13 protein-coding genes and 5 tRNA genes are annotated in these 20,237 nt (G+C 46.4%); 7 read left to right on the forward strand and 11 right to left on the reverse strand.

Translation table 11 applies throughout. From position 1 onward, the window contains the following. Nucleotides 1–100 precede the first annotated feature (100 nt). Entirely contained in the window at nucleotides 101–2,425 is a 2,325-nt protein-coding gene (locus tag KIO97_RS03795) for an acid phosphatase (RefSeq protein ID WP_285381049.1), read from the forward strand. A 207-nt stretch (nucleotides 2,426–2,632) separates the two neighbouring features. On the opposite strand, the gene KIO97_RS03800 is transcribed toward KIO97_RS03795, so the two are convergent. From KIO97_RS03800 to KIO97_RS03820, 5 genes are all read right to left on the reverse strand, one after another. Next, the gene (locus KIO97_RS03800) at nucleotides 2,633–3,622 is read right to left on the reverse strand and encodes an SPOR domain-containing protein (RefSeq protein ID WP_285381050.1); all 990 of its coding nucleotides are present in this window, start codon (nucleotides 3,620–3,622) and stop codon (nucleotides 2,633–2,635) included. Nucleotides 3,623–3,785: 163 nt separating this feature from the next. Continuing rightward, the gene (locus KIO97_RS03805; RefSeq protein WP_005533496.1) at nucleotides 3,786–4,742 is read right to left on the reverse strand and encodes an ABC transporter permease; all 957 of its coding nucleotides are present in this window, start codon (nucleotides 4,740–4,742) and stop codon (nucleotides 3,786–3,788) included. Between the two features lie 2 nt (nucleotides 4,743–4,744). Then, nucleotides 4,745–5,722: an ABC transporter permease gene (locus KIO97_RS03810; RefSeq protein WP_038890162.1), complete on the reverse strand. Its 978-nt coding sequence runs from the start codon at nucleotides 5,720–5,722 to the stop codon at nucleotides 4,745–4,747. Nucleotides 5,723–5,868: 146 nt separating this feature from the next. Continuing rightward, nucleotides 5,869–7,422, reverse strand: coding sequence for an ABC transporter substrate-binding protein (locus KIO97_RS03815; RefSeq protein ID WP_285381053.1), 1,554 nt, complete (start codon nucleotides 7,420–7,422; stop codon nucleotides 5,869–5,871). 105 nt (nucleotides 7,423–7,527) lie between these two features. Beyond that, the gene (locus KIO97_RS03820) at nucleotides 7,528–9,243 is read right to left on the reverse strand and encodes an ABC transporter ATP-binding protein (protein ID WP_005533491.1); all 1,716 of its coding nucleotides are present in this window, start codon (nucleotides 9,241–9,243) and stop codon (nucleotides 7,528–7,530) included. A gap of 685 nt (nucleotides 9,244–9,928) precedes the next feature. Between KIO97_RS03820 and KIO97_RS03825 the strand changes: the two genes are divergently transcribed. Beyond that, nucleotides 9,929–10,654, forward strand: coding sequence for an HAD family hydrolase (locus KIO97_RS03825; RefSeq protein ID WP_134977786.1), 726 nt, complete (start codon nucleotides 9,929–9,931; stop codon nucleotides 10,652–10,654). Between the two features lie 609 nt (nucleotides 10,655–11,263). Here KIO97_RS03825 and KIO97_RS03830 read toward each other — a convergent pair. The 5 genes from KIO97_RS03830 to KIO97_RS03850 all read right to left on the reverse strand — a co-directional run bounded on the left by KIO97_RS03830 (nucleotide 11,264) and on the right by KIO97_RS03850 (nucleotide 11,868). Continuing rightward, nucleotides 11,264–11,340 (reverse strand) — tRNA-Pro (locus tag KIO97_RS03830). A gap of 64 nt (nucleotides 11,341–11,404) precedes the next feature. Beyond that, a tRNA-His gene (locus tag KIO97_RS03835) sits at nucleotides 11,405–11,480 on the reverse strand. 47 nt (nucleotides 11,481–11,527) lie between these two features. Next, nucleotides 11,528–11,604: transfer RNA gene (locus KIO97_RS03840), tRNA-Pro, on the reverse strand. A 76-nt stretch (nucleotides 11,605–11,680) separates the two neighbouring features. Continuing rightward, nucleotides 11,681–11,756, reverse strand: a tRNA-His gene (locus KIO97_RS03845). Nucleotides 11,757–11,791: 35 nt separating this feature from the next. Further along, a tRNA-Arg gene (locus KIO97_RS03850) sits at nucleotides 11,792–11,868 on the reverse strand. A 361-nt stretch (nucleotides 11,869–12,229) separates the two neighbouring features. On the opposite strand from KIO97_RS03850, the gene KIO97_RS03855 reads away from it, so the two are divergent. Then, on the forward strand, nucleotides 12,230–12,643 hold the full coding sequence (locus tag KIO97_RS03855) for a cytochrome c5 family protein (RefSeq protein WP_134977787.1): 414 nt from the start codon (nucleotides 12,230–12,232) through the stop codon (nucleotides 12,641–12,643). A 72-nt stretch (nucleotides 12,644–12,715) separates the two neighbouring features. Here KIO97_RS03855 and rep read toward each other — a convergent pair whose 3' ends face one another. Further along, on the reverse strand, nucleotides 12,716–14,731 hold the full coding sequence (gene rep / locus KIO97_RS03860) for a DNA helicase Rep (protein WP_009703181.1): 2,016 nt from the start codon (nucleotides 14,729–14,731) through the stop codon (nucleotides 12,716–12,718). A gap of 170 nt (nucleotides 14,732–14,901) precedes the next feature. Between rep and KIO97_RS03865 the strand changes: the two genes are divergently transcribed. From KIO97_RS03865 to KIO97_RS03880, 4 genes are all read left to right on the forward strand, one after another. Next, on the forward strand, nucleotides 14,902–15,483 hold the full coding sequence (locus KIO97_RS03865) for a TetR/AcrR family transcriptional regulator (RefSeq protein WP_005427239.1): 582 nt from the start codon (nucleotides 14,902–14,904) through the stop codon (nucleotides 15,481–15,483). Nucleotides 15,484–15,501: 18 nt separating this feature from the next. After that, complete coding sequence (vmeC, locus tag KIO97_RS03870) at nucleotides 15,502–16,608, forward strand: multidrug efflux RND transporter periplasmic adaptor subunit VmeC (protein ID WP_047480072.1); 1,107 nt, start codon at nucleotides 15,502–15,504, stop codon at nucleotides 16,606–16,608. An 11-nt stretch (nucleotides 16,609–16,619) separates the two neighbouring features. After that, nucleotides 16,620–19,742, forward strand: coding sequence for a multidrug efflux RND transporter permease subunit VmeD (vmeD, locus tag KIO97_RS03875; protein ID WP_005427242.1), 3,123 nt, complete (start codon nucleotides 16,620–16,622; stop codon nucleotides 19,740–19,742). Between the two features lie 131 nt (nucleotides 19,743–19,873). Beyond that, nucleotides 19,874–20,125 carry an accessory factor UbiK family protein gene (locus KIO97_RS03880; RefSeq protein WP_005427244.1) on the forward strand — a complete coding sequence of 84 codons (252 nt, stop codon included), beginning with the start codon at nucleotides 19,874–19,876 and terminating at the stop codon, nucleotides 20,123–20,125. Nucleotides 20,126–20,237 lie beyond the last annotated feature (112 nt).

Here is a 20,237-nt window from a genome sequence, read left to right on the forward strand (position 1 = left end):
GATCCAAAATGCGCTGCTTTTTCAATCTCACTAGTGAGATTGAAAGATAAAACGATAAAAAGCGACTTTCTCATTCGGAAACGAAACAAGGATTAAAACAATGAATAAGGTGAGTTTACTAGCAGCGTCAGTGGCTATCGCGCTAACAGGTTGTGGTGGTTCAGATGGTGGTTCAAACGGTGGCAACTCTGGTGTAGTGATCACTGGCTTCGATGGCTACTTCAAAAATGCTGTGGTATTTGAAGATCTGAACAACAATGGTCAATGGGACACCAATGATACATTCCTTGGCCTAACCGATGAGAAAGGTCAGCTTAAAATCAAAGCAAAACCAGAGAGTACTCTGGCACTGCAAACTATCACGCCAAACGGTGCAAAACAGAAACAGCTTATCGCTTTAGATCCAACTTACGCAGGTACTTACACTGTAGATATGGATCACCCAAGCCAAGCGATGGCACACGAACTCGTTTTCCGCGCACCAAACTCTTCTAACGTTATCTCACCAATCACTGACCTTGTTGCAATTGAAATGGCAAACGACAGTGCGCTAACGGAAGAAGAAGCAGTAGCAAAAGTAAACCAAGCACTTGGTGGTACTGAAGAAGCACCTATCGATCTATACAGCGATTTCGTTTCGGGTGTAGATAAAAGTGCCGAACTACATAAAACCGCTCAGATTCTGACTGAATCTAAAGCGCAAAACCCTGCGAACTACGAGAAAAAAGCGACTGAATTCGCGCAAGCAGCTGATCAAGAAGTAGACCGTCTGGTGGAGTCTGGTGCAGATATCAATGATCCAAACCTACGCCCAGTAATCACTGACAGCACACCAGAAAGCGAAAACCTAGCGCCAGAAACCGTAGTCAACAACAAGCTTGTTGTTAACGAAGACGTTGAAGAAGCAGCCGAAGAGAAGCTAGAGAACCTACCTGAAATCGTAAAAGGCGCGAGCTTCGATGGTGTAGAGCTGAACATCGAAGGTCTATTCAAAGACAAAGACCAAAACCTGGTGACGCCTAAACTGTCTCACAATCTAGGTGGAACTGGCATCGAAGTTCGCATTGAAGGCAACCAATTGATTCTTTTGCCAGCTGCTGAAGTCACCAAAGCAGGTGAGTTCGAAATCATCCTAACAGCGGAAGATAAAGACTCTGCAGGCAAAGCGCTTTCTACTGTAAGCACTGTATTTGAGCTGGACATCGAAACAGCAAACCAAGCACCAATCGTCATTGAAGAAGAGCAAAAACGCCTTCAAAGTATCGTTGATGGCTGGCAGCTACAACAAGGTGAAGCTTTTGAGCAAACTCTAGACATTTCAGGTCTTTTCAAAGACGAAGATGGCCAACTAGAAGAGTATTCAGCGGAATCGATCTCTATCGCTGGCTTGTCTATCGATGAAAACGACAACGCAATCATCACTATCGAAGGTACACCAGAAAAAGCTTACGCTGCAGGCCAAACTTTTACCGTTAACGTAGAAGATAACGAAGATGGCAAAGCTCGCGTAACCTTTAAACTACCAGAAGTGAAAGAAGGCGCTACACCGCCGCCAGTTGTACCAACGCTAGGCTTCACTATCGACCACTTTAACGGCAAAGCGGCAAAAATGGGCAGCTTCGCACGTAACGATGGCGAAATCGGCCATGCGATTCTGATGAAAGATGCCGAAGGCCTACTATGGTGTTGGGGTTCAAACGATGATGAGCAAGGCGAAGAATACTCGGCAAACATCAGTGATAACCTAAGCAACTCTTGGGAATCAGAGTACGACCCATACGCGATTTTGGCAAAACTGGACAAGCTACCAAACTACGCGGCTTACCAAAACAAAGATTGTTGGGACGTAGAGCTCAAAGACGGAAAATTGTACGACGATGAAGGTTCTGAGTATGAAATGCTATACCAAAACAAAACCACACAAGGCGACTACCAAATCCTTGTGAAAATCGATGGTGATGAGTTGTTCTGGTTTGATTCAACCGATGCACCTTTCGCACAAGCACTACCAGTGAGCGAAAAGGTCGCAAACGGTAAGGTTGAATTTGATATGACGGTAGAGAGCGAGACCGTTGCTCAAGACGAAACTGAACTATTCTATGCTGCAGGTAAGTTTGAGTACGCTAACGGTGTTTACGAGTATGAGTCTATCAAACCAGAAGGCTTCTACACTCCTGGTAACTGGACTATCTCTCTAGATAGCGAAACAAATCGCGAAACTTTGATTCTAGAAGAAACAGGCTCAGAGTCTGATTACAAAACTCGTCACCGTAATGTAAACCGCGAGTTTGGCGATTTCTACATCGGCATCAACTCAAGCATTGAACAAAACGGTTGGGTATCAGCCCCAGAATTCGGTCTGTACTCACACTCTCAAGAAGCAATAGAAAAAGTGATGGAATCACTGCCTTTAATTGAAGATTAATGAGTAAATACGGTTTAATTCGAGCAAAACCTTGTTGCAATCATATTCACTTACAACGCCGACGCAGAACCTTTTGGGAAAAATGCAAAGGCATCAAAGAAGTGTATTACTGCTCTAATTGCCACAGGGAAACTAATCTCAAATAACTTTTCTATTTGATGCTACTGAAAAGCCCCGCTCAAGCGGGGCTCTTTTGTATCCGTTTCATTACTTCACACAAATCACATTGAGTAATGACGTACCCGTGAGCTGATTCGGTTCTCGGTCGGCAAACAAGCCCTTCTTATCCTTACCCCAGTATGGCAACTGCAGCGGCCAGTTATTTTTCTCCATCACCCCAGACGCACGCAGCGTTTTGAATTCCGAGACACTCGCCAACTCCATACTTAATTGCTGACATACCTTTTGTGAGCTCGCATAGTTTAAGCGGTTCCAAGGCTTTCCATGTTCCATATAGAACTGGTTGTTGTTCTCGACCAAGTACGGCACCACAAACGTTTTACCTTGCAGAATCGTCTTCAATCGTACCTGCACTGTATCGTTACTGATAATAGGCTGAGCAGGCTTAGGCGCTTGGGTAGGTTTCGCCACTGGTTGAGAAGCTTGCTTCGGTACTGCCTTAGCTGGCGCCTCTTTAGTTTTGAAAGCATCCGTATTCGGGCGAGTCGCGGCTACTGGAGCAACTGGTGTCACAGGCTTTGCCTTCGCGGCAGGCTTCGGCATCGGCTTAGTTTGCTTCACTGGCTCTGACGTACCTTTGCCAACCACACGAATAAACGCTTCTTTATAGGTCGATAAAGTTTTAACTCGCTGCAAGTCCTGCGAGGCTTTGGCAAATTCAGTATAAGGACCGATAAGACAACGATAGCCTTTTTGCTCTGGCTTCATCCAAACATCGGTGGTGATTTTGCCGTAGATCGGCTTGGCTTTGGCTAAAGACATCGGCTTTGGCAACAGACCACATTGGATCCAGAAGAAGTCATTGCCTCCTTGCGGCACTTTCTTTCCCCACAGCCCTTTCCCGATCGGACAAGATTGCTCTAGAACTGGCAGCTCTTTGTTGCTGGCTTGAGAGGCCTGACAAAGAAAATCGTCCGCCAATACAGGACTCGAAAATTGGGCGCACGCCACCAGCAACCCAAGGCTCAAGCCGGATTGGACGATACGAGAGGAATAGTGTGCCTTTTTCATTTCCATACGCTTCACTCTAAACAGTAGGTGATGAAATTATCGCGACAAAGCGTCAATAAAATATGCATAAAAACTGATAAGCAAAAAAAGAGCCGGAATTGCATCCGGCTCTCAGTTTAGGAAGAAATTTATTAAATTGACAACCTATGCAGTCCAATTTATTTGATGATTAACCTTTGTAGATTTTCGGGTTAAATACATCACGTAGCCAGTCACCCAGTAGGTTAATCACCAATACCAGCGTTACTAGCACGATACCTGGGAAGGCAGTAATCCACCAAGCACCAGAGAAGATGTAGTTAAAGCCGATGCTGATCAAGGCACCCAGTGACGGCTGGTCGACTGGTAGACCTAAGCCTAGGAATGACAGCGCCGCTTCCGACATGATTGCGTTCGCTACCTGTACTGTCGAGATAACCAAAATTGGCGATAGACAGTTCGGCAGAATATGACGGAACATGATGCGAGGCGCTTTAAAGCCCATCACACGCGCCGCTTCGACGTATTCCTTCTTCTTCTCTGCCAATACCGAAGCACGAATAGTACGCGCGTATTGCGGCCATTCTGCCACACCAATGATCACCACCAGCATGACTACTGCATATTGGCTGTAGAAATCACTGCCAAAGCTGGCTTTGAAGATTGCCGAGACGATGATCGCCACCATCATGGTAGAGAACGACAACTGCACATCAGCAAAACGCATCAAGAAGCTATCAATACGGCCGCCAAAGTAACCTGCAGACAAGCCAATGATGATGCCCAGTACCAACTGAAGACCAACCGCAAGGAAGCCAATGGTCAAAGACAGGCGAGAGCCATAAAGAATGGTCGATAAAATATCGCGACCTTGCTCATCAGTACCTAACACAAAGCGCTCATCGCCATCTTCCATCCAAGACGGTGGCAACTCAGAATCCATGATGTCGATGGACGTCAGATCGTACGGATCTGTCGGTGCCAGAATTGGCGCAGCCAACGCCAACACTAAGAACATCATAAAGACGGTAAAACTTGCCATCGCAACTTTGTCGCGCTTGAAGTAATACAAGAAATCCGACTCTTTGAAACGCTGCCACGCTGACGGTGCGGCTGCAGGAGCTGGCGTTACATTTGATTGGCTCATGATTAAGCTCCTTTTCCAGTTAGGTTCACAGTTGGGTTGATGATGCCGTACAGCAAGTCAACGATGGTATTGGTTACCACGAAGATCAGACCAACAAAGATAACGTAGGCAGTGATCAGCGGTGTATCTACACGGTTGATTGCCTCTAGGAAAAGGAAGCCAGTGCCCGGCCATTGGAACACGGTTTCAGTAAGAATGGTGTAAGCCACCATAGTACCAATCTGCACACCACCGACCGTCAATACAGGTAGCATGGTGTTCTTAAGTGCATGTTGGTAATAAATCTTTTGTAAGTTCAGGCCTTTTGCTTTGGCGAACTTAATGTATTCCGAGCTCAGTACTTCCAGCATTTCTGAACGTACCAGACGGATGAACAACGGCAGCATGATAGACGCTAGCGCAATACACGGCAGGATAAGGTGCTTGATACCATCAATGGTAAAGAAACCAGATTCCCAACCTAGCACATTAGCGGTCTCACCCCGCCCGTAGGAAGGTAACCAGCCGAGTTCTATGGAGAAGACATACATCAGCATGATTGCGGTTAAGAACACCGGAATCGAGATACCGACACTACTCATCGCCATGACGAATTTCGTAAAAATACTCTTCGGGTGGATCGCGGAATACACCCCAAGTGGTATAGAAAAAACAATAATGATGAGCGTCGCACCAAACACGAGCTCTAGCGTAGCCACCAGCTTATCGAGAATCACCTCAACCGCAGGTCGCTTGAAGAAGTAAGATGTACCTAAATCACCTTGTAGCGCATTGCCCACAAAGCGAGTGTACTTTGTGATAAAGGGATCGTTCAGGCCCAGTTCGTCACGCAGCGCTTGACGCTCCGATTCTGAAACCGACTGACCTACAAGCTCACGCAGCGGGTCACCCAGGTTATCCTGAATGGCAAACGCCACCAAACTGATCACAAACATCACTATCAGTGCCTGAAACAGGCGCTTGACCAGAAACGAAAACATTCCTTGCCCCTTAACTATCCATAGATCTCTATTCAGAGAGAAAATTCAGTCTGTAAAACCAACTCAGTCCGACTGAAACAAAACTGAGTCGTGTGCTTTAAGTTGAGGAGGGACATCCATCCCTCCTCAAAATCGACTAACCGTGATTATTCAACCACTAGGTCGCCGAAGTAAGGCATTACCATTGGGTTAACGATGTCTGCCGCTTTCACGTTAGACTTCGCGCCCCACGCTTCACTTTGCCAGTGTAGCGGTACGAATGCTGCGTCGTTGTATAGCGTTGCTTCTACACCTTTCAGCATTGCTGCACGTTTCGCTGGATCCGTTTCTACGTTCGCTGCTTCAACCACTTTGTCCATTTCTGGGTTTGAGTAGTAACCACAGTTGTACTGACCACGGCCCGTTTCTTCGTTACGAGTCATAGTTAGGAACTCGTTGAAGTTCGCAGAATCTTCTGTATCTGAGTGCCAACCGATCATCAGCATGTCTGCTGCACATTTGTCGAACTCTGGCCAGTATTGCGCTTTAGGCATCGTCTTCAGATCAACCTTGATGCCGATCTTAGACAACATTGCCGCCGCCGCTTGCGCGACTTTCGCATCGTTCACGTAACGGTTGTTTGGCGCAATCATTGTAAGCGTTAGGCCATCTTCATAACCCGCTTCTTTCATCAGCGCTTTCGCTTTTTTCAGATCGTAGCGAGGAACCAGCTTGTCATCATGGCCCGCGTAACCTGAAGGGCTTTGTTGACCAGCTGCCGTTGCAAAGCCTTTCATGATTTTCTTCACGATGCCTTCATTATTGATTGCGTGAACAATCGCTTGGCGAACGCGAACATCTTTCAATGCTTCATTGCTGTTTTGGTTTAGTTGGAACGTGATGATACGGGTACCTGGTAGCGTTACTAGGTCGATACCGTCTGCATCTTTCACACGTTTATGATCGTTTGGCGCAACAGGGTGAATCATGTCAACGCCGCCAGAAAGTAGTGCAGCTACACGAGTCGCGTCTTCTTTGATTGGTACAAGCGTTAGCTTATCAACGTTACCTTTCGACTCTTTGTCCCAGTAATCTTTAAAGCGTTCGAATTCCACTTTTACGCCCTGTTCACGTGAAGTCACAATGAATGGACCCGTGCCAGATACGTTAGTCGATGCAAATGAGTTACCGTGCTTCACTAGCTCAGACTTGTCTTTGCCGTCTTCTGTCTTACCAGAGTAGAACTTGCTGTCCATTGGGAAGATGTAAGTCGCCGTTTGTAGCACAAGTGGGTAAGGACCTTTAGTCACGAGATCCACTGTATAGTCGTCAACCTTCACGATTTTTTCATACGGGTCGAAGATAGCTTTGAAATCTGGAGAGCTTTGTAGACGTTCGAAAGTCCATACTACGTCGTCTGCCGTCATGTCATTACCAGAGTGGAACTTAACACCTTGGCGTAGCTTGAAACGTACCGTTGTATCGTTCACACGTTCCCAGCTTTCTGCTAGACGAGGTTCAAAGTCCATGTCTTGTGTGAAACGAACTAGTGGATCAAATACCATGTGTGACATTTGCAGCGTACCGCCTGATAGCTGCTCATGCGGGTCTAGCGATACTGGGTCAGCTGCGTAGCCAACTTTGATATCTGCTGCCAATGCGTTAAAGCTTAGGCCCGCTGCCATTAGCGCCACTGCTAATTTGCTTTTCATGGTTTTCATTTGCATAACTCCTTCATGCGGGAATTCGAATCCCTTGTTGTGTTTACGTCTTTGTTATGACTAAAGTTTGTTGACCTTGATGGTCAGCCAAGCGAAAAACTTGGTTTATGCCGTTTTGATTTCTTCTCTCAAACCTGTGAATTCAGGCATCAGAGAAATCAGTTTCTTGCTGTATTCATGCTGAGGAGCGGTAAATAGCTGCTCAGTTGGCGCCACTTCCAGTAGCGTACCCATCTGCATCACACCCACTCGGTCGCACATTTGGCGAATAACTGGTAAGTCGTGGCTGATAAACAGCATGGTGAGGTTGAGCTCACTTTGCAGATCTTTTAGCAAGTTCAGAATTTGTGCCTGTACCGATACATCCAACGCTGATGTCGGTTCATCACAAATCAGTAGTCGAGGGCGTGTCGCCAGTGCTCGCGCAATAGAAATACGCTGACGCTGACCACCGGAGAATTCATGAGGGTATTTCACGCCCGCCATTTTGCCCAAACCGACGTGATCAAGTAGGTCATTCACAATCTGACGCGTTTCCGCTTCATTCTTGGTCAGTTTATGGAAACGAATTGGCTCCGCGATGATGTCAAAAATCTTCATACGCGGGTTCATTGACGTGTATGGGTTTTGGAAGACCATCTGCATTTGACGACGCAGTGGACGACGCTCTTTTTCTGATTTCAGCGCTGTTAGGTCAATGCCTTCAAAGCTGACTTGCCCTGAGTTTGGTTCATACAGGCCAGCAATCACGCGTGCGATGGTCGATTTACCTGAGCCAGATTCACCCACCAAGCCAAACGTCTCGCCTTCGTGCACTTCAAAGCTGACATTGTTCGAGGCCTGCACGTATTCACGGCGGCTTTCAAACAGTGAATCTTTGGTCACAAAGCGCAGATTCACGTTCTTCACGTCCAAAAGTGGGCCCGTGTACTCACGCTGATCTTGGCTTTGACCTAGCCAGTGGTTCTTAATGTCCAGTTCTTGTAGCTCTGTCGCTTCTTCGATATAGCTGACCAACGGGAAGCGATCGAGTTTTACATCAGAACGAGGAACGGCTGAAATTAGGCTGCGTGTGTATGGGTGATCAGGATCGCCCAACACCTTAGCGGTTGGACCAAACTCCACCAAATCACCGCGGTACATAACTGCCACACGGTCAGTCACGTTTGAAACCACACCCATGTCGTGCGTCACCAACATACAACCTACGTTGTTCTTGATACACAGTTCACGGATAAGGTTTAGGATTTGGTCTTGGATTGATACGTCGAGTGCCGTAGTGGGCTCATCAGCAATGATCAGGTCTGGCTCCCCAGCCAGTGCGATAGCAATAACCACACGCTGACGCATACCGCCAGAGAATTGGTGTGGGTACTGTTTAAGACGGTTTTCAGGTTGAGGAATACCAACCTGCTGCATAAGAGAAAGCGCGCGTTGATACGCCTCTTCATCCGACACCTTCATATTGGCGTGGATGGTCTCTTTTAGTTGCTGCTCAACCGTAAACAGAGGGTTAAGCGAGGTCATTGGGTCTTGGAAGATAAAGCCAATCTTAGAGCCGCGAACCTTACGCATCGCTTCTGGTGTTAAACCAGATATTTTTTCGCCATCAAGGTACACATCGCCACTGGCAACACGACCCGGAGGGCTAAGCAAATCAATAACGGCGTTACCAACGGTGGATTTACCCGCACCTGATTCGCCAACAACACCCACAATTTCGCCACGATCAATATGAAAAGAAAGCGATTTCACGGCCGCATGGACACCGTGACGGGATGGATATTCAATACGAAGGTTTTTCACCTCTAATAGTGACATTTCAGACCTCTACTGCCTTGTCTGTGGTATCGAATCGCGCAACAAAAGCGCCATTCATCACCTGAATGAATCCGTTCAAATTCAGAATAATACTCTGAAATCTTAATGCGGAGACAATTTGGCAAAAATTACACAAAAAAGCAACAATTAAAGTATATTTCGCCGGAAAAACATTATTTACACGCACTATTATCGAATAAAAATGCATTAACAAGTATTTAACCATTTTCATAACACACCACTTTTGTGCGCTATGCACCAATAAAAACAGAAAAATGCTCTAAGTTAACGCATAAAGCCACTATTGACAGTATCCCTATTATTCACGTAATACCATTAACATTTACCAAACAATACTCCGTTCTCATTGGTAATGTTCGACATAAAATGCTACTAACAAAATAGTCTGCATACATAAAAAGCCAAAATCTCCACACAACTAAAGCGATGAAAACGTGAGCAGCTCAGCAAAAAAATGGAATCCGTCACTTAATCTTGGTTATGCGTCAGTTATGCGACTTCGTGATTAAGTCACTTCGGGCAGGAGAAAAAATACATGGCTGTTCATCTTCTTTTAGGCATTAAAAACGATGTGGAAGCATTGATTTTGCGCTTTCCACTGTCATTTTGAGTGAGATAAGAGATAATCAAACTCTAACGTTGAGCAGTGAATAAAGGAGCCCCTGTGCTTAAAGCGATATTTTTTGATATGGACGAGACTTTATGTGGCACATCTCAAGCCGATAAAATAGCAGGACAAGAGTTTGCGGACTGGATTGCTCAAACTTACCCTCAGATCACTGACTCCACAGCCTTTGTGCAACGCTACTTACAGGGTGTGTATAAGAAGCTAAACCACGAGTTCCCTCAGCTTATTGCTCTATTGCCAGATGAAAATGCGTTCCGCTGCGGTTTAATCCAAACCATCTTGGTAGAGCAAGGTATCGAGATCGATGCAGAACAAGCGCAGCAGGCACAAAGCTTCTTCGATTCAGCTCGAATGGGGGCTTTTACCTTCTTCCCAGGCGTGAAGGAAATGCTGACTGAGCTACGCCAACACTACAAATTGGTGGTAATCACTAACGGCCCTATCTTCTCGCAACATCCAAAGCTCAAAGCGACACAAATGAGTGAATGGGTGGATCACATCATCGTGGGTGGCGAAGAGCCCGAAGAGAAGCCTGCGGCAAGCATCTTCCACAAAGCACTCAACCTTGTAGATGTAAAACCAGAAGAGGCGATTCATATTGGCGACTCTCTACCAGCAGATATCGCGGGTGCCAACAATATGGGCATTCTGAGTGTGTGGGTTAACGAGACAGGCGCAGCAAACCCGACTGATATCAAGCCAAACTATGAAGTGAAAGAGACGGTTGAGCTCAAAGAAATTCTAAAAACGCTCGCTCAATAAAGCGCTCAACTCAAGAAATACAAAGCCCCAGCCACCGTGCTGGGGTTTCTTTTATCAGCTCGACAAGCATTTGGATCATGGGTGGTCAAAAGCTCCCAGAGCTGTACATTGTTGGCGGAATTGAAAATAGAGTGAAGATTTTTGAGAGTAAGAAATGGAAAAAGCCCCAGTCTCTCGACTGAGGCTTTAAATAGCGGTCGATGAAGAGCCATATTCTAACTTCAGGCGAACCCACTCGGGTTCAAACCCATTGAAATACTGCCGACTCATCTAGTCCAAGCGAGACAATAAGATCTAAAACGACGAAAACCTGCTAAAACAGACTTTCTAATATTGGTCGGTAAAGAGGATTCGACGCGGCAGGGCTCCCTGCGGACTGGCGCTCCAGCCCACGACCCTCTGGTTCCAACATTCTAAATTTCAAATGTAAAAAAGCCCCAGTCTTTCGACTGAGGCTTTAAATCGTAGCCGGTGAAGAGCCATATTCTAACTTCAGGCGAACCCCCTCTTGGGTTCAAATCCATTGAAATATTGCCGACTCATCTAGTCCAGGCGATATCACTAGCTCTAAAACGACGAAAGCCTGCTAAGAAGCAGGCTTTCTAATAGTGGTCGGTGAAGAGGGATTCGAACCCCCGACCCTCTGGTCCCAAACCAGATGCGCTACCAAGCTGCGCTATTCACCGAACTGTATTTGCTGATTCTCTCAAATCAGACTGGATACTTCAACTAAGAAGTCACCTAAATTAATGGGGTGGCTAACGAGATTCGAACTCGCGACCACCGGAATCACAATCCAGGGCTCTACCAACTGAGCTATAGCCACCATCAACTTTTTCTGTTTACCGCTTATTATAGCCATAAACTAAATAGTGGTCGGTGAAGAGGGATTCGAACCCCCGACCCTCTGGTCCCAAACCAGATGCGCTACCAAGCTGCGCTATTCACCGACGAATTTTATTTCGATTCTTGGAATATTTGAATCAAAACTGGAAACTTCATTAATTTAATGAGTTACCAAAATAATGGGGTGGCTAACGAGATTCGAACTCGCGACCACCGGAATCACAATCCAGGGCTCTACCAACTGAGCTATAGCCACCACTATTGTTTGTGCCGTTAATTTATATTCCGGAATGGCACGCCCGAAAGGATTCGAACCTTCGACCTTTGGCTCCGGAGGCCAACGCTCTATCCAACTGAGCTACGGGCGCATGCCCCATCGGCGGAGAGGAATAATACGGATATCACACTATGCCGTCTAGTACTTTTTTTACTTTTTTTCTCGTTTGGTCTCTTTTTCGACAGTTATCTGCCTTTAAAGTGAATTTTTGATGTGATTCACGCCCTGTCATGGATAACTTGTTGTTTATTGCAACAAGTTATCGGGATATAATCACCCATTATTTACATTGATTTAACAGCTGCAACCTGGTTGTTCAATCACTCTAGACCGTTAGATAAGGTTTTCTGCTCACTATAGAAGCAATCGCGTAAAACTTTCTCCAACGGCTCTAAATACTCTAACTATATAAATAGGTAAGTCACTTACCTCGGGAATGTGAAGTGGGTTTAATGGATATGTCTCGACGAATGATTAGCGTTTTGTTCGCTGCCTTAACTTTTTCTACGGCAGCTTTAGCTTCTGACATCAGCCAAACTGAATACGATGCGATCGCAGAACGCATCAAACCTGTCGGTGATGTTTATCTTGCAGGTGCAGAACCAGTAAAAGCAGAGCCAACTGGTCCGCGTGATGGTGCGGCAGTTTATGGTACTTTCTGTATTGCTTGTCACGCATCAGGCGTAAACGGCGCACCAAAAACTGGTGATGCGGGCGATTGGGCACCACGTATTGCACAAGGCAAAGACGTGCTGACTAACCACGCAATCCAAGGCTTCAACGCGATGCCAGCAAAAGGCACGTGTATGGACTGTTCTGATGACGAAATCATCGCAGCCATCGACCACATGACCAAAGGTCTATAATAAAGACATCAACGAAAAAGGCTTGCCACTTGGCAAGCCTTTTTGTTTTTAGCAAGTTAGAACCACGTTGTTCTATTTCTTAAACATTGCTCGAATATTGGCGATGTGTGCTTGTCCTTTTGCCATACGCTCTTCTGCCGATACTGGCTTTTTGTTTGCTTCCCATTCAACGTCATCAAATGGCAGTTCATCCAAGAAGCGGCTTTGCGTCGGCTTGATCAATTCACCAAACTGTCGGCGCTCCTTACACATGGTAAACGTCAGCTCACGCTGCGCACGAGTAATACCTACGTACATTAGGCGACGTTCTTCCTCAACGTTATCTTCATCAATACTGGTCTGGTGCGGCAGAATGCCCTCTTCCGAACCAATCAAGTACACGAACGGGAACTCTAGACCTTTTGAAGCATGCAGAGTCATCAATTGAACCGCATCACTGTCCTCATCTTCTTCACCGCGCTCCATCATGTCACGTAGAGTAAGACGTTGAACTACCTCTTTTAACGTCTTCTCTTCTTGGTCGTAGTTATCACCTTCTAGGTCGGCCACAATCCAAGAGTAAAGGTCAGAAACGTTCTTCATGCGCATTTCAGCCGCTTTCGGGCTTGCTGACGTTTCGTATAGCCAGTCCTCATAATGAATATCACGTACGAGCGAGCGTACCGCTTCAACCGTATCACCACGCTCGGCTTGATCGGCAATCGCCACCAACCATTGAGTAAAACGGCGTAGGTTCTCTAAGCCACGGCCGGTTAGGTGCTGCTCCAATCCCATTTCAAAGCTGACTTCAAACAAGCTCTTACCACGCATGTTGGCGTAGCTACCTAGCTTCTCTAGAGTCACGGGACCAATTTCACGACGCGGCGTATTCACAATGCGTAGGAACGCGTTGTCATCATCTGGGTTCACCAATACGCGTAGGTAAGCCATGATGTCTTTGATCTCTGCTCGAGCGAAGAAAGACGTGCCGCCAGACAGTTTGTATGGCACACGGTTTTGCATCAGTGACTTTTCAATCAAACGTGATTGGTGGTTACCACGATACAAAATCGCATAATCTTTATATTCGGTACGATTAAGGAACTTATGCGCAATCAATTCGCCCGTTACGCGTTCTGCTTCGTGCTCTTCATTCTTCGCCAACAGCACTTTGAGTTTTTCGCCGTCAGGAATTTCCGAGAAAAGCGATTTCTCATATACGTGTGGGTTATTCGCAATCAAGATGTTTGCCGCACGAAGAATACGACTGGTCGAGCGGTAATTCTGCTCCAACTTAATCAAGCGCAAATTTGGGTAATCTTCACCAAGCAATACTAAGTTTTGCGGTTTAGCACCACGCCATGAATAGATAGATTGGTCATCGTCGCCTACGACGGTCAAACGACCACGCTCGCCAACGATGAGCTTCACCAAGTCATATTGGCTAGTGTTGGTATCTTGATATTCGTCCACCAATAGGTAACGAATACGGTTCTGCCAACGTTGACGCACTTCTTCATTGTTACGTAGCAATTGCACTGGCAGAGAAATCAGGTCATCAAAGTCGAGCGCGTTGTACGCCTTCATCTGCTTCTGATACATCTCAAAACAGAAAGCAAACAGTTGTTGTTGCTCACCTTGAGCCAACGCCTTGGCTTGCTCTGGTGTCAGCATGTCGTTCTTCCAGTTGGAAATACAACTTAACAACTGACGCAGCAAATCTTTATCGCCGTCTAGCTGCTTTTCTGTCAGCTCTTTAAGAAGCGCAAGCTGGTCTTGATCATCAAACAGTGAGAAACCCGCTTTCAAGCCGAGATGTTTGTACTCACGCTTGATGATGTTGAGCCCCAAGGTGTGGAAGGTCGAGACCATCAGACCTTTCGATTCAGCTTTACCTAGTGTCTGACCAACACGCTCTTTCATCTCACGCGCAGCTTTATTGGTAAAGGTTACCGCAGCAATATTACGTGCCTTGTAGCCACACTGCTGAACCAAATAAGCGATTTTATTGGTAATTACACGAGTTTTACCCGAGCCCGCCCCAGCAAGTACCAAGCATGGGCCTGATACGTACTTAACGGCTTCGTCTTGTCTAGGGTTCAGCTTCATAAAAATTCTCTGCGGGTGGAAATAATGGCGCCTATGATAAAGGGGTGACCGTGGGAAAGCTACGCCGATTTTCACGTAATTTTTACACGAACAGATGCAACATTTTGTTGCATAAGTGACCAGTCTTTACGCTATAATGAATGAACGTTCATTCATTGGGTGGTGGGGTTATGACCAATAACACTACTGGAGATAAATACGAGCAAATCATTGCTGCTGCCGAACGCTTAATCGCGGAGTCCGGCTTTCATGGCCTATCCATGCAAAAGCTTGCGACAGAAGCAGGTGTCGCAGCTGGCACGATTTATCGATATTTCTCAGATAAAGAACATCTTTTGGAAGAAGTTCGCCTTACCGTTACCAAACGTATTGCGGACGCCGTTCAAGCGGATGTTCATGACGATATGCCCCTGAAAGAACGTTACCGCACTATGTGGCTCAATATTTGGCATCTTGCTGGTTCAAATTTAGACACCTTAAGCAATCGTGTCCAATATGAGTCATTACCTTGTGCAAATCGTAAAGGAGCTCGGGAACTTGAAAGGCAAATGTTTGCCCAAGTAGATCGTCTTTTCGATCAAGGTAAGGCGGAGGGAGTATTCAAACCCCTTGATAACGAAATTCTTTCAGGGTTGAGTTTCGAAGCTAGTGTTGCGCTTGCTAGAAAACATGCTTTGGGATTTTATCAGTTGGATGAAGACGCGTTGGAAGCAGCCGTTGAAGCCAGCTGGGATGCAATTATTAAACACTAACTTGGAGTTCTTAATAGAATGAAAAAGTGGACTTTCTTTATGTTGCTTATCGCAGTCCTCCTGTTCGGGAGCGTGATAGGTTTCAACTTATTCAAGCAACAAAAAATTGCTGAATACATGGCGAATCGTCCGGAACCAGAATTCCCAGTAACCGTAACAGAAGTAAAAGCGGTTGATTGGGTACCTGTGATCGAAGCGATCGGCTTTATTGAACCTAACCAAGGTGTCACTATTGCTAACGAAACCAGCGGTGTAATCGATAAGATTTCATTCGACTCTGGTACTCAAGTGGAAGAAGGTCAGCCTCTCGTGCACCTAGACTCTGACGTTGAGAAAGCAAACTTAAAGAGCTCACAAGCGAAACTTCCAGCAGCTCAAGCTAAGTACAAACGCTACCAAGGTCTTTTCAAGAAAGGTTCTATCTCTAAAGAAGCGTACGACGAGGCTGAAGCAAACTACTTCTCACTTAAAGCGGATATCGAGAGCCTGAAGGCAACCATCGACCGCCGTGAAATCAAAGCGCCTTTTGCTGGTGTAGTTGGTATTCGTAATGTTTATCTTGGTCAATACCTACAAGCAGGTACTGACATCGTGCGTCTTGAAGACACTAGCGTGATGCGTCTACGTTTCACTGTGCCTCAAACAGACATCTCTCGCATCAAGCTAGACCAAGAAGTAGACATCTTTGTCGATGCTTACCCTGATAAGCCATTCAAAGGTTCTATCTCTGCTATCGAGCCTGCGGTTAACGTTCAAAGTGGTCTGATCCAAGTTCAAGCTGACATTCCAAACAGCGATGGCAAACTTCGCAGCGGAATGTTCGCTCGTGCAAACATCATTCTGCCTAAGTTAGAAAACCAAGTAACGCTACCACAAACAGCTATCACGTTTACGCTATACGGCGACAACGTCTACATCGTGACTGAAGAAGACGGTGAAAAACGTGTTAAACAACACGTTGTGAAAGTGGGTGAGCGTACTAAAGACATCGCGCATATCCTTGAGGGCGTGAAACCAGGTGACGTGGTGGTCACGTCGGGTCAAATCCGTCTAAGTAACCACGCGAAAGTGACCATCGTTGAAGATTCGGCACTGACACCACCTGCTGAAACACCAATGCTTTAATTGGAGGCATCATGCGCTTTACTGATGTTTTTATTAAACGTCCAGTTTTAGCGGTATCGATCAGCTTTTTGATTGCGTTGCTTGGTTTACAAGCCGTATTCAAGATGCAGGTTCGTGAATACCCTGAAATGACAAACACGGTGGTTACTGTAACCACCAGTTATTACGGTGCGAGTGCCGACCTGATCCAAGGCTTTATTACCCAGCCTTTGGAGCAAGCCGTCGCGCAGGCCGATAATATCGACTACATGACTTCATCCTCGGTGCTTGGTACGTCTACCATTACCGTAAACATGAAGTTGAACACTGACCCGAATGCGGCGCTGTCTGACATTCTGGCGAAAACCAACTCGGTTCGTTCACAGCTTCCAAAAGAAGCGGAAGACCCGACAGTAACCATGTCGACTGGCTCGACTACCGCGGTACTGTACATCGGTTTCACCAGTGACGAGTTGTCTTCGAGCCAGATCACCGACTACCTTGAGCGTGTAATTAACCCGCAGCTATTTACGGTAAACGGTGTATCGAAAGTTGACCTATACGGTGGTATGAAATACGCGCTACGCGTATGGCTAGATCCAGCGAAAATGGGCGCACTTAAGCTGACAGCAACCGACGTGATGACGGTACTAAACGCCAACAACTATCAGTCGGCAACCGGTCAGGCGACAGGTGAATTCGTGCTTTACAATGGTAGCGCAGATACTCAGGTATCCAACGTTGCTGAACTCGAAGCGCTGGTTGTTAAAACTGGTGAAGGTGACGTAATTCGTCTTGGCGACATTGCGAAAGTAACCTTAGAGAAGAGCCACGATGTTTACCGCGCAAGTGCGAACGGTCAAGAAGCCGTAGTTGCAGCGATAAACGCGGCACCAAGTGCTAACCCAATCAACATTGCGGCAGATGTTTTGAAGCTTTTACCTCAATTAGAGCGTAACTTGCCAAGTAACATCAAAATGAACGTGATGTACGACTCAACTATCGCTATCAACGAATCGATTCACGAAGTTGTGAAAACCATTCTTGAAGCGGCAGTTATCGTACTTGTAGTTATCACTCTGTTCCTTGGTTCATTCCGTGCGGTAATCATCCCTATCGTTACTATCCCACTATCATTGATTGGTGTTGCGATGGTAATGCAGGCGATGGGCTTCTCGTGGAACTTGATGACACTTCTGGCAATGGTACTCGCCATCGGCCTGGTGGTGGATGACGCGATCGTGGTTCTTGAGAACGTCGACCGTCACATCAAAGAAGGGGAATCCCCTTTCCGTGCGGCCATCATAGGTACGCGTGAAATTGCGGTTCCTGTAATTGCAATGACTCTAACGCTGGGTGCAGTATACGCGCCAATCGCGTTGATGGGCGGTATTACAGGCTCGCTATTTAAAGAGTTCGCGTTAACCCTAGCTGGTGCAGTATTTGTGTCCGGTATCATCGCTCTGACTCTGTCACCGATGATGTGTTCAAAAATGCTTAAGGCAAACGAAGAGCCAAGTAAGTTTGAACAAAAAGTGCATCACGTATTGGATGGCATGACCAACCGCTACGAGAAAATGCTGACCGCTGTTATGGCGCACCGCCCAGTGATCATTGCTTTCGCAATCATCGTGTTCGCAACGCTACCAATTCTGTTTAAGTTCATTCCAAGTGAGTTGGCTCCTTCAGAAGATAAAGGCGTTGTCGTACTGATGGGTACAGCACCATCGAACGCAAACTTGGATTACATCCAAAACACCATGAACGACGTCAACAAGATTCTGTCTGATCAGCCAGAAGTGGAATACGCTCAGGTGTTTAACGGTGTACCAAACTCAAACCAGGCGTTCGGTCTAGCGACTCTGAAACCTTGGAGTGAGCGTGAGGCAAGCCAAGCAGATATTACCAAGCGTGTAGGTGAGTTAGTTTCTCACGTACCGGGCATGTCTGTAACCGCATTCCAGATGCCAGAACTTCCTGGTGCCGGTTCAGGTCTACCGATTCAGTTCGTTATCACTACGCCAAACAGCTTCGAGAGCTTGTTTACTATCGCAAGTGACATCCTAGCTGATGTGTCTACTAGCCCTATGTTTGTCTACTCGGATCTGGATCTAAACTACGATTCAGCAACGATGAAGATCAGCATCGACAAAGACAAGGCTGGTGCATACGGCGTGACCATGCAAGACATTGGTGTAACGCTAAGTACCATGATGGCAGACGGTTACGTAAACCGCATCGACCTAAATGGTCGTTCATATGAGGTTATCCCTCAAGTTGAACGTAAATGGCGTCTAAACCCAGAGTCGATGAAGAACTACTACGTACGCTCAGTTGACGGTAAAGCAGTGCCACTGGGTAGCTTGATCACAATTGATGTTGTCGCAGAACCTCGCTCACTGCCTCACTTCAACCAGCTAAACTCAGCAACCGTTGGTGCAGTACCTTCACCAGGTGTTGCAATGGGTGATGCAATCAACTGGTTCGAAGACGTGGCACAAAACAAACTGCCATCAGGCTACAACCATGACTACATGGGTGAAGCTCGTCAGTTTGTAACGGAAGGTAGCGCACTATACGCAACATTCGGCTTGGCCTTGGCGATCATCTTCCTAGTACTAGCGATTCAATTCGAATCTATCCGCGATCCAATCGTAATCATGGTATCGGTGCCACTAGCGGTATGTGGTGCGTTGATTGCTCTGGCGTGGGGTACGGCATCGATGAACATCTACTCACAGGTTGGTTTGATTACTCTGGTTGGTCTGATCACCAAGCACGGTATCTTGATCTGTGAGGTCGCGAAAGAAGAGCAGTTACACAACAAACTGTCTCGTATCGATGCAGTAATGGAAGCGGCGAAAGTTCGTCTACGTCCAATCCTGATGACAACAGCGGCGATGATTGCAGGTCTGATCCCACTGATGTACGCAACAGGCGCAGGTGCGGCTCAGCGCTTCAGTATCGGTATCGTAATCGTTGCTGGTCTAGCGATCGGTACACTGTTTACGCTATTCGTACTGCCTGTGATTTACAGCTACCTAGCTGAGAAACACAAGCCACTGCCAGTGTTTGTTGAAGACAAAGACTTGGAAAAGCTAGCTCGAGTAGATGAAGCAAAAGCTGCTCATCGCGAATTAGCTGATAACAAGTAAGCATAAAGCACTAAGAAAAAGGTCACCTCGGTGACCTTTTTTATTGCTGCTCTCTTTTTTGCCATCTAAATGGCGACTTTCCCGTATCATTTACATAGAATGTGGGCAAATCAAAAGGAGTTTTAGCCACTATGTTTGACCCAAAGAAATTAGAGCAAATCGCTAAACAAATTCACGAATCAATGCCACAGCCAGTAAAAGAACTAGGCGCGGATGTTGATCAAAAAGTTCGCCAAGTAATCCAAGGTCAGCTAAACAAGCTAGACGTTGTTAGCCGTGAAGAATTCGACGTACAAACTCAAGTTCTACTGCGTACACGTCAAAAGCTGACAGAGATGGAAAAGAAATTAGCTGAGCTTGAAGAAAAGCTAGCTGATAAATAAGCGAGAAGCGAGAAGCGAGAAGCGAGAAGCGAGAAGCGAGAAGCGAGAAGCGAGAAGCGAGAAGCGAGAAGCGAGAAGCGAGAAAGTTCTTAAGGGTTGGCGTGTGCACGTC

It is taken from the genome of Vibrio sp. B181a (assembly GCF_030248375.1).
Taxonomy (GTDB): Bacteria; Pseudomonadota; Gammaproteobacteria; order Enterobacterales; family Vibrionaceae; genus Vibrio; species Vibrio campbellii.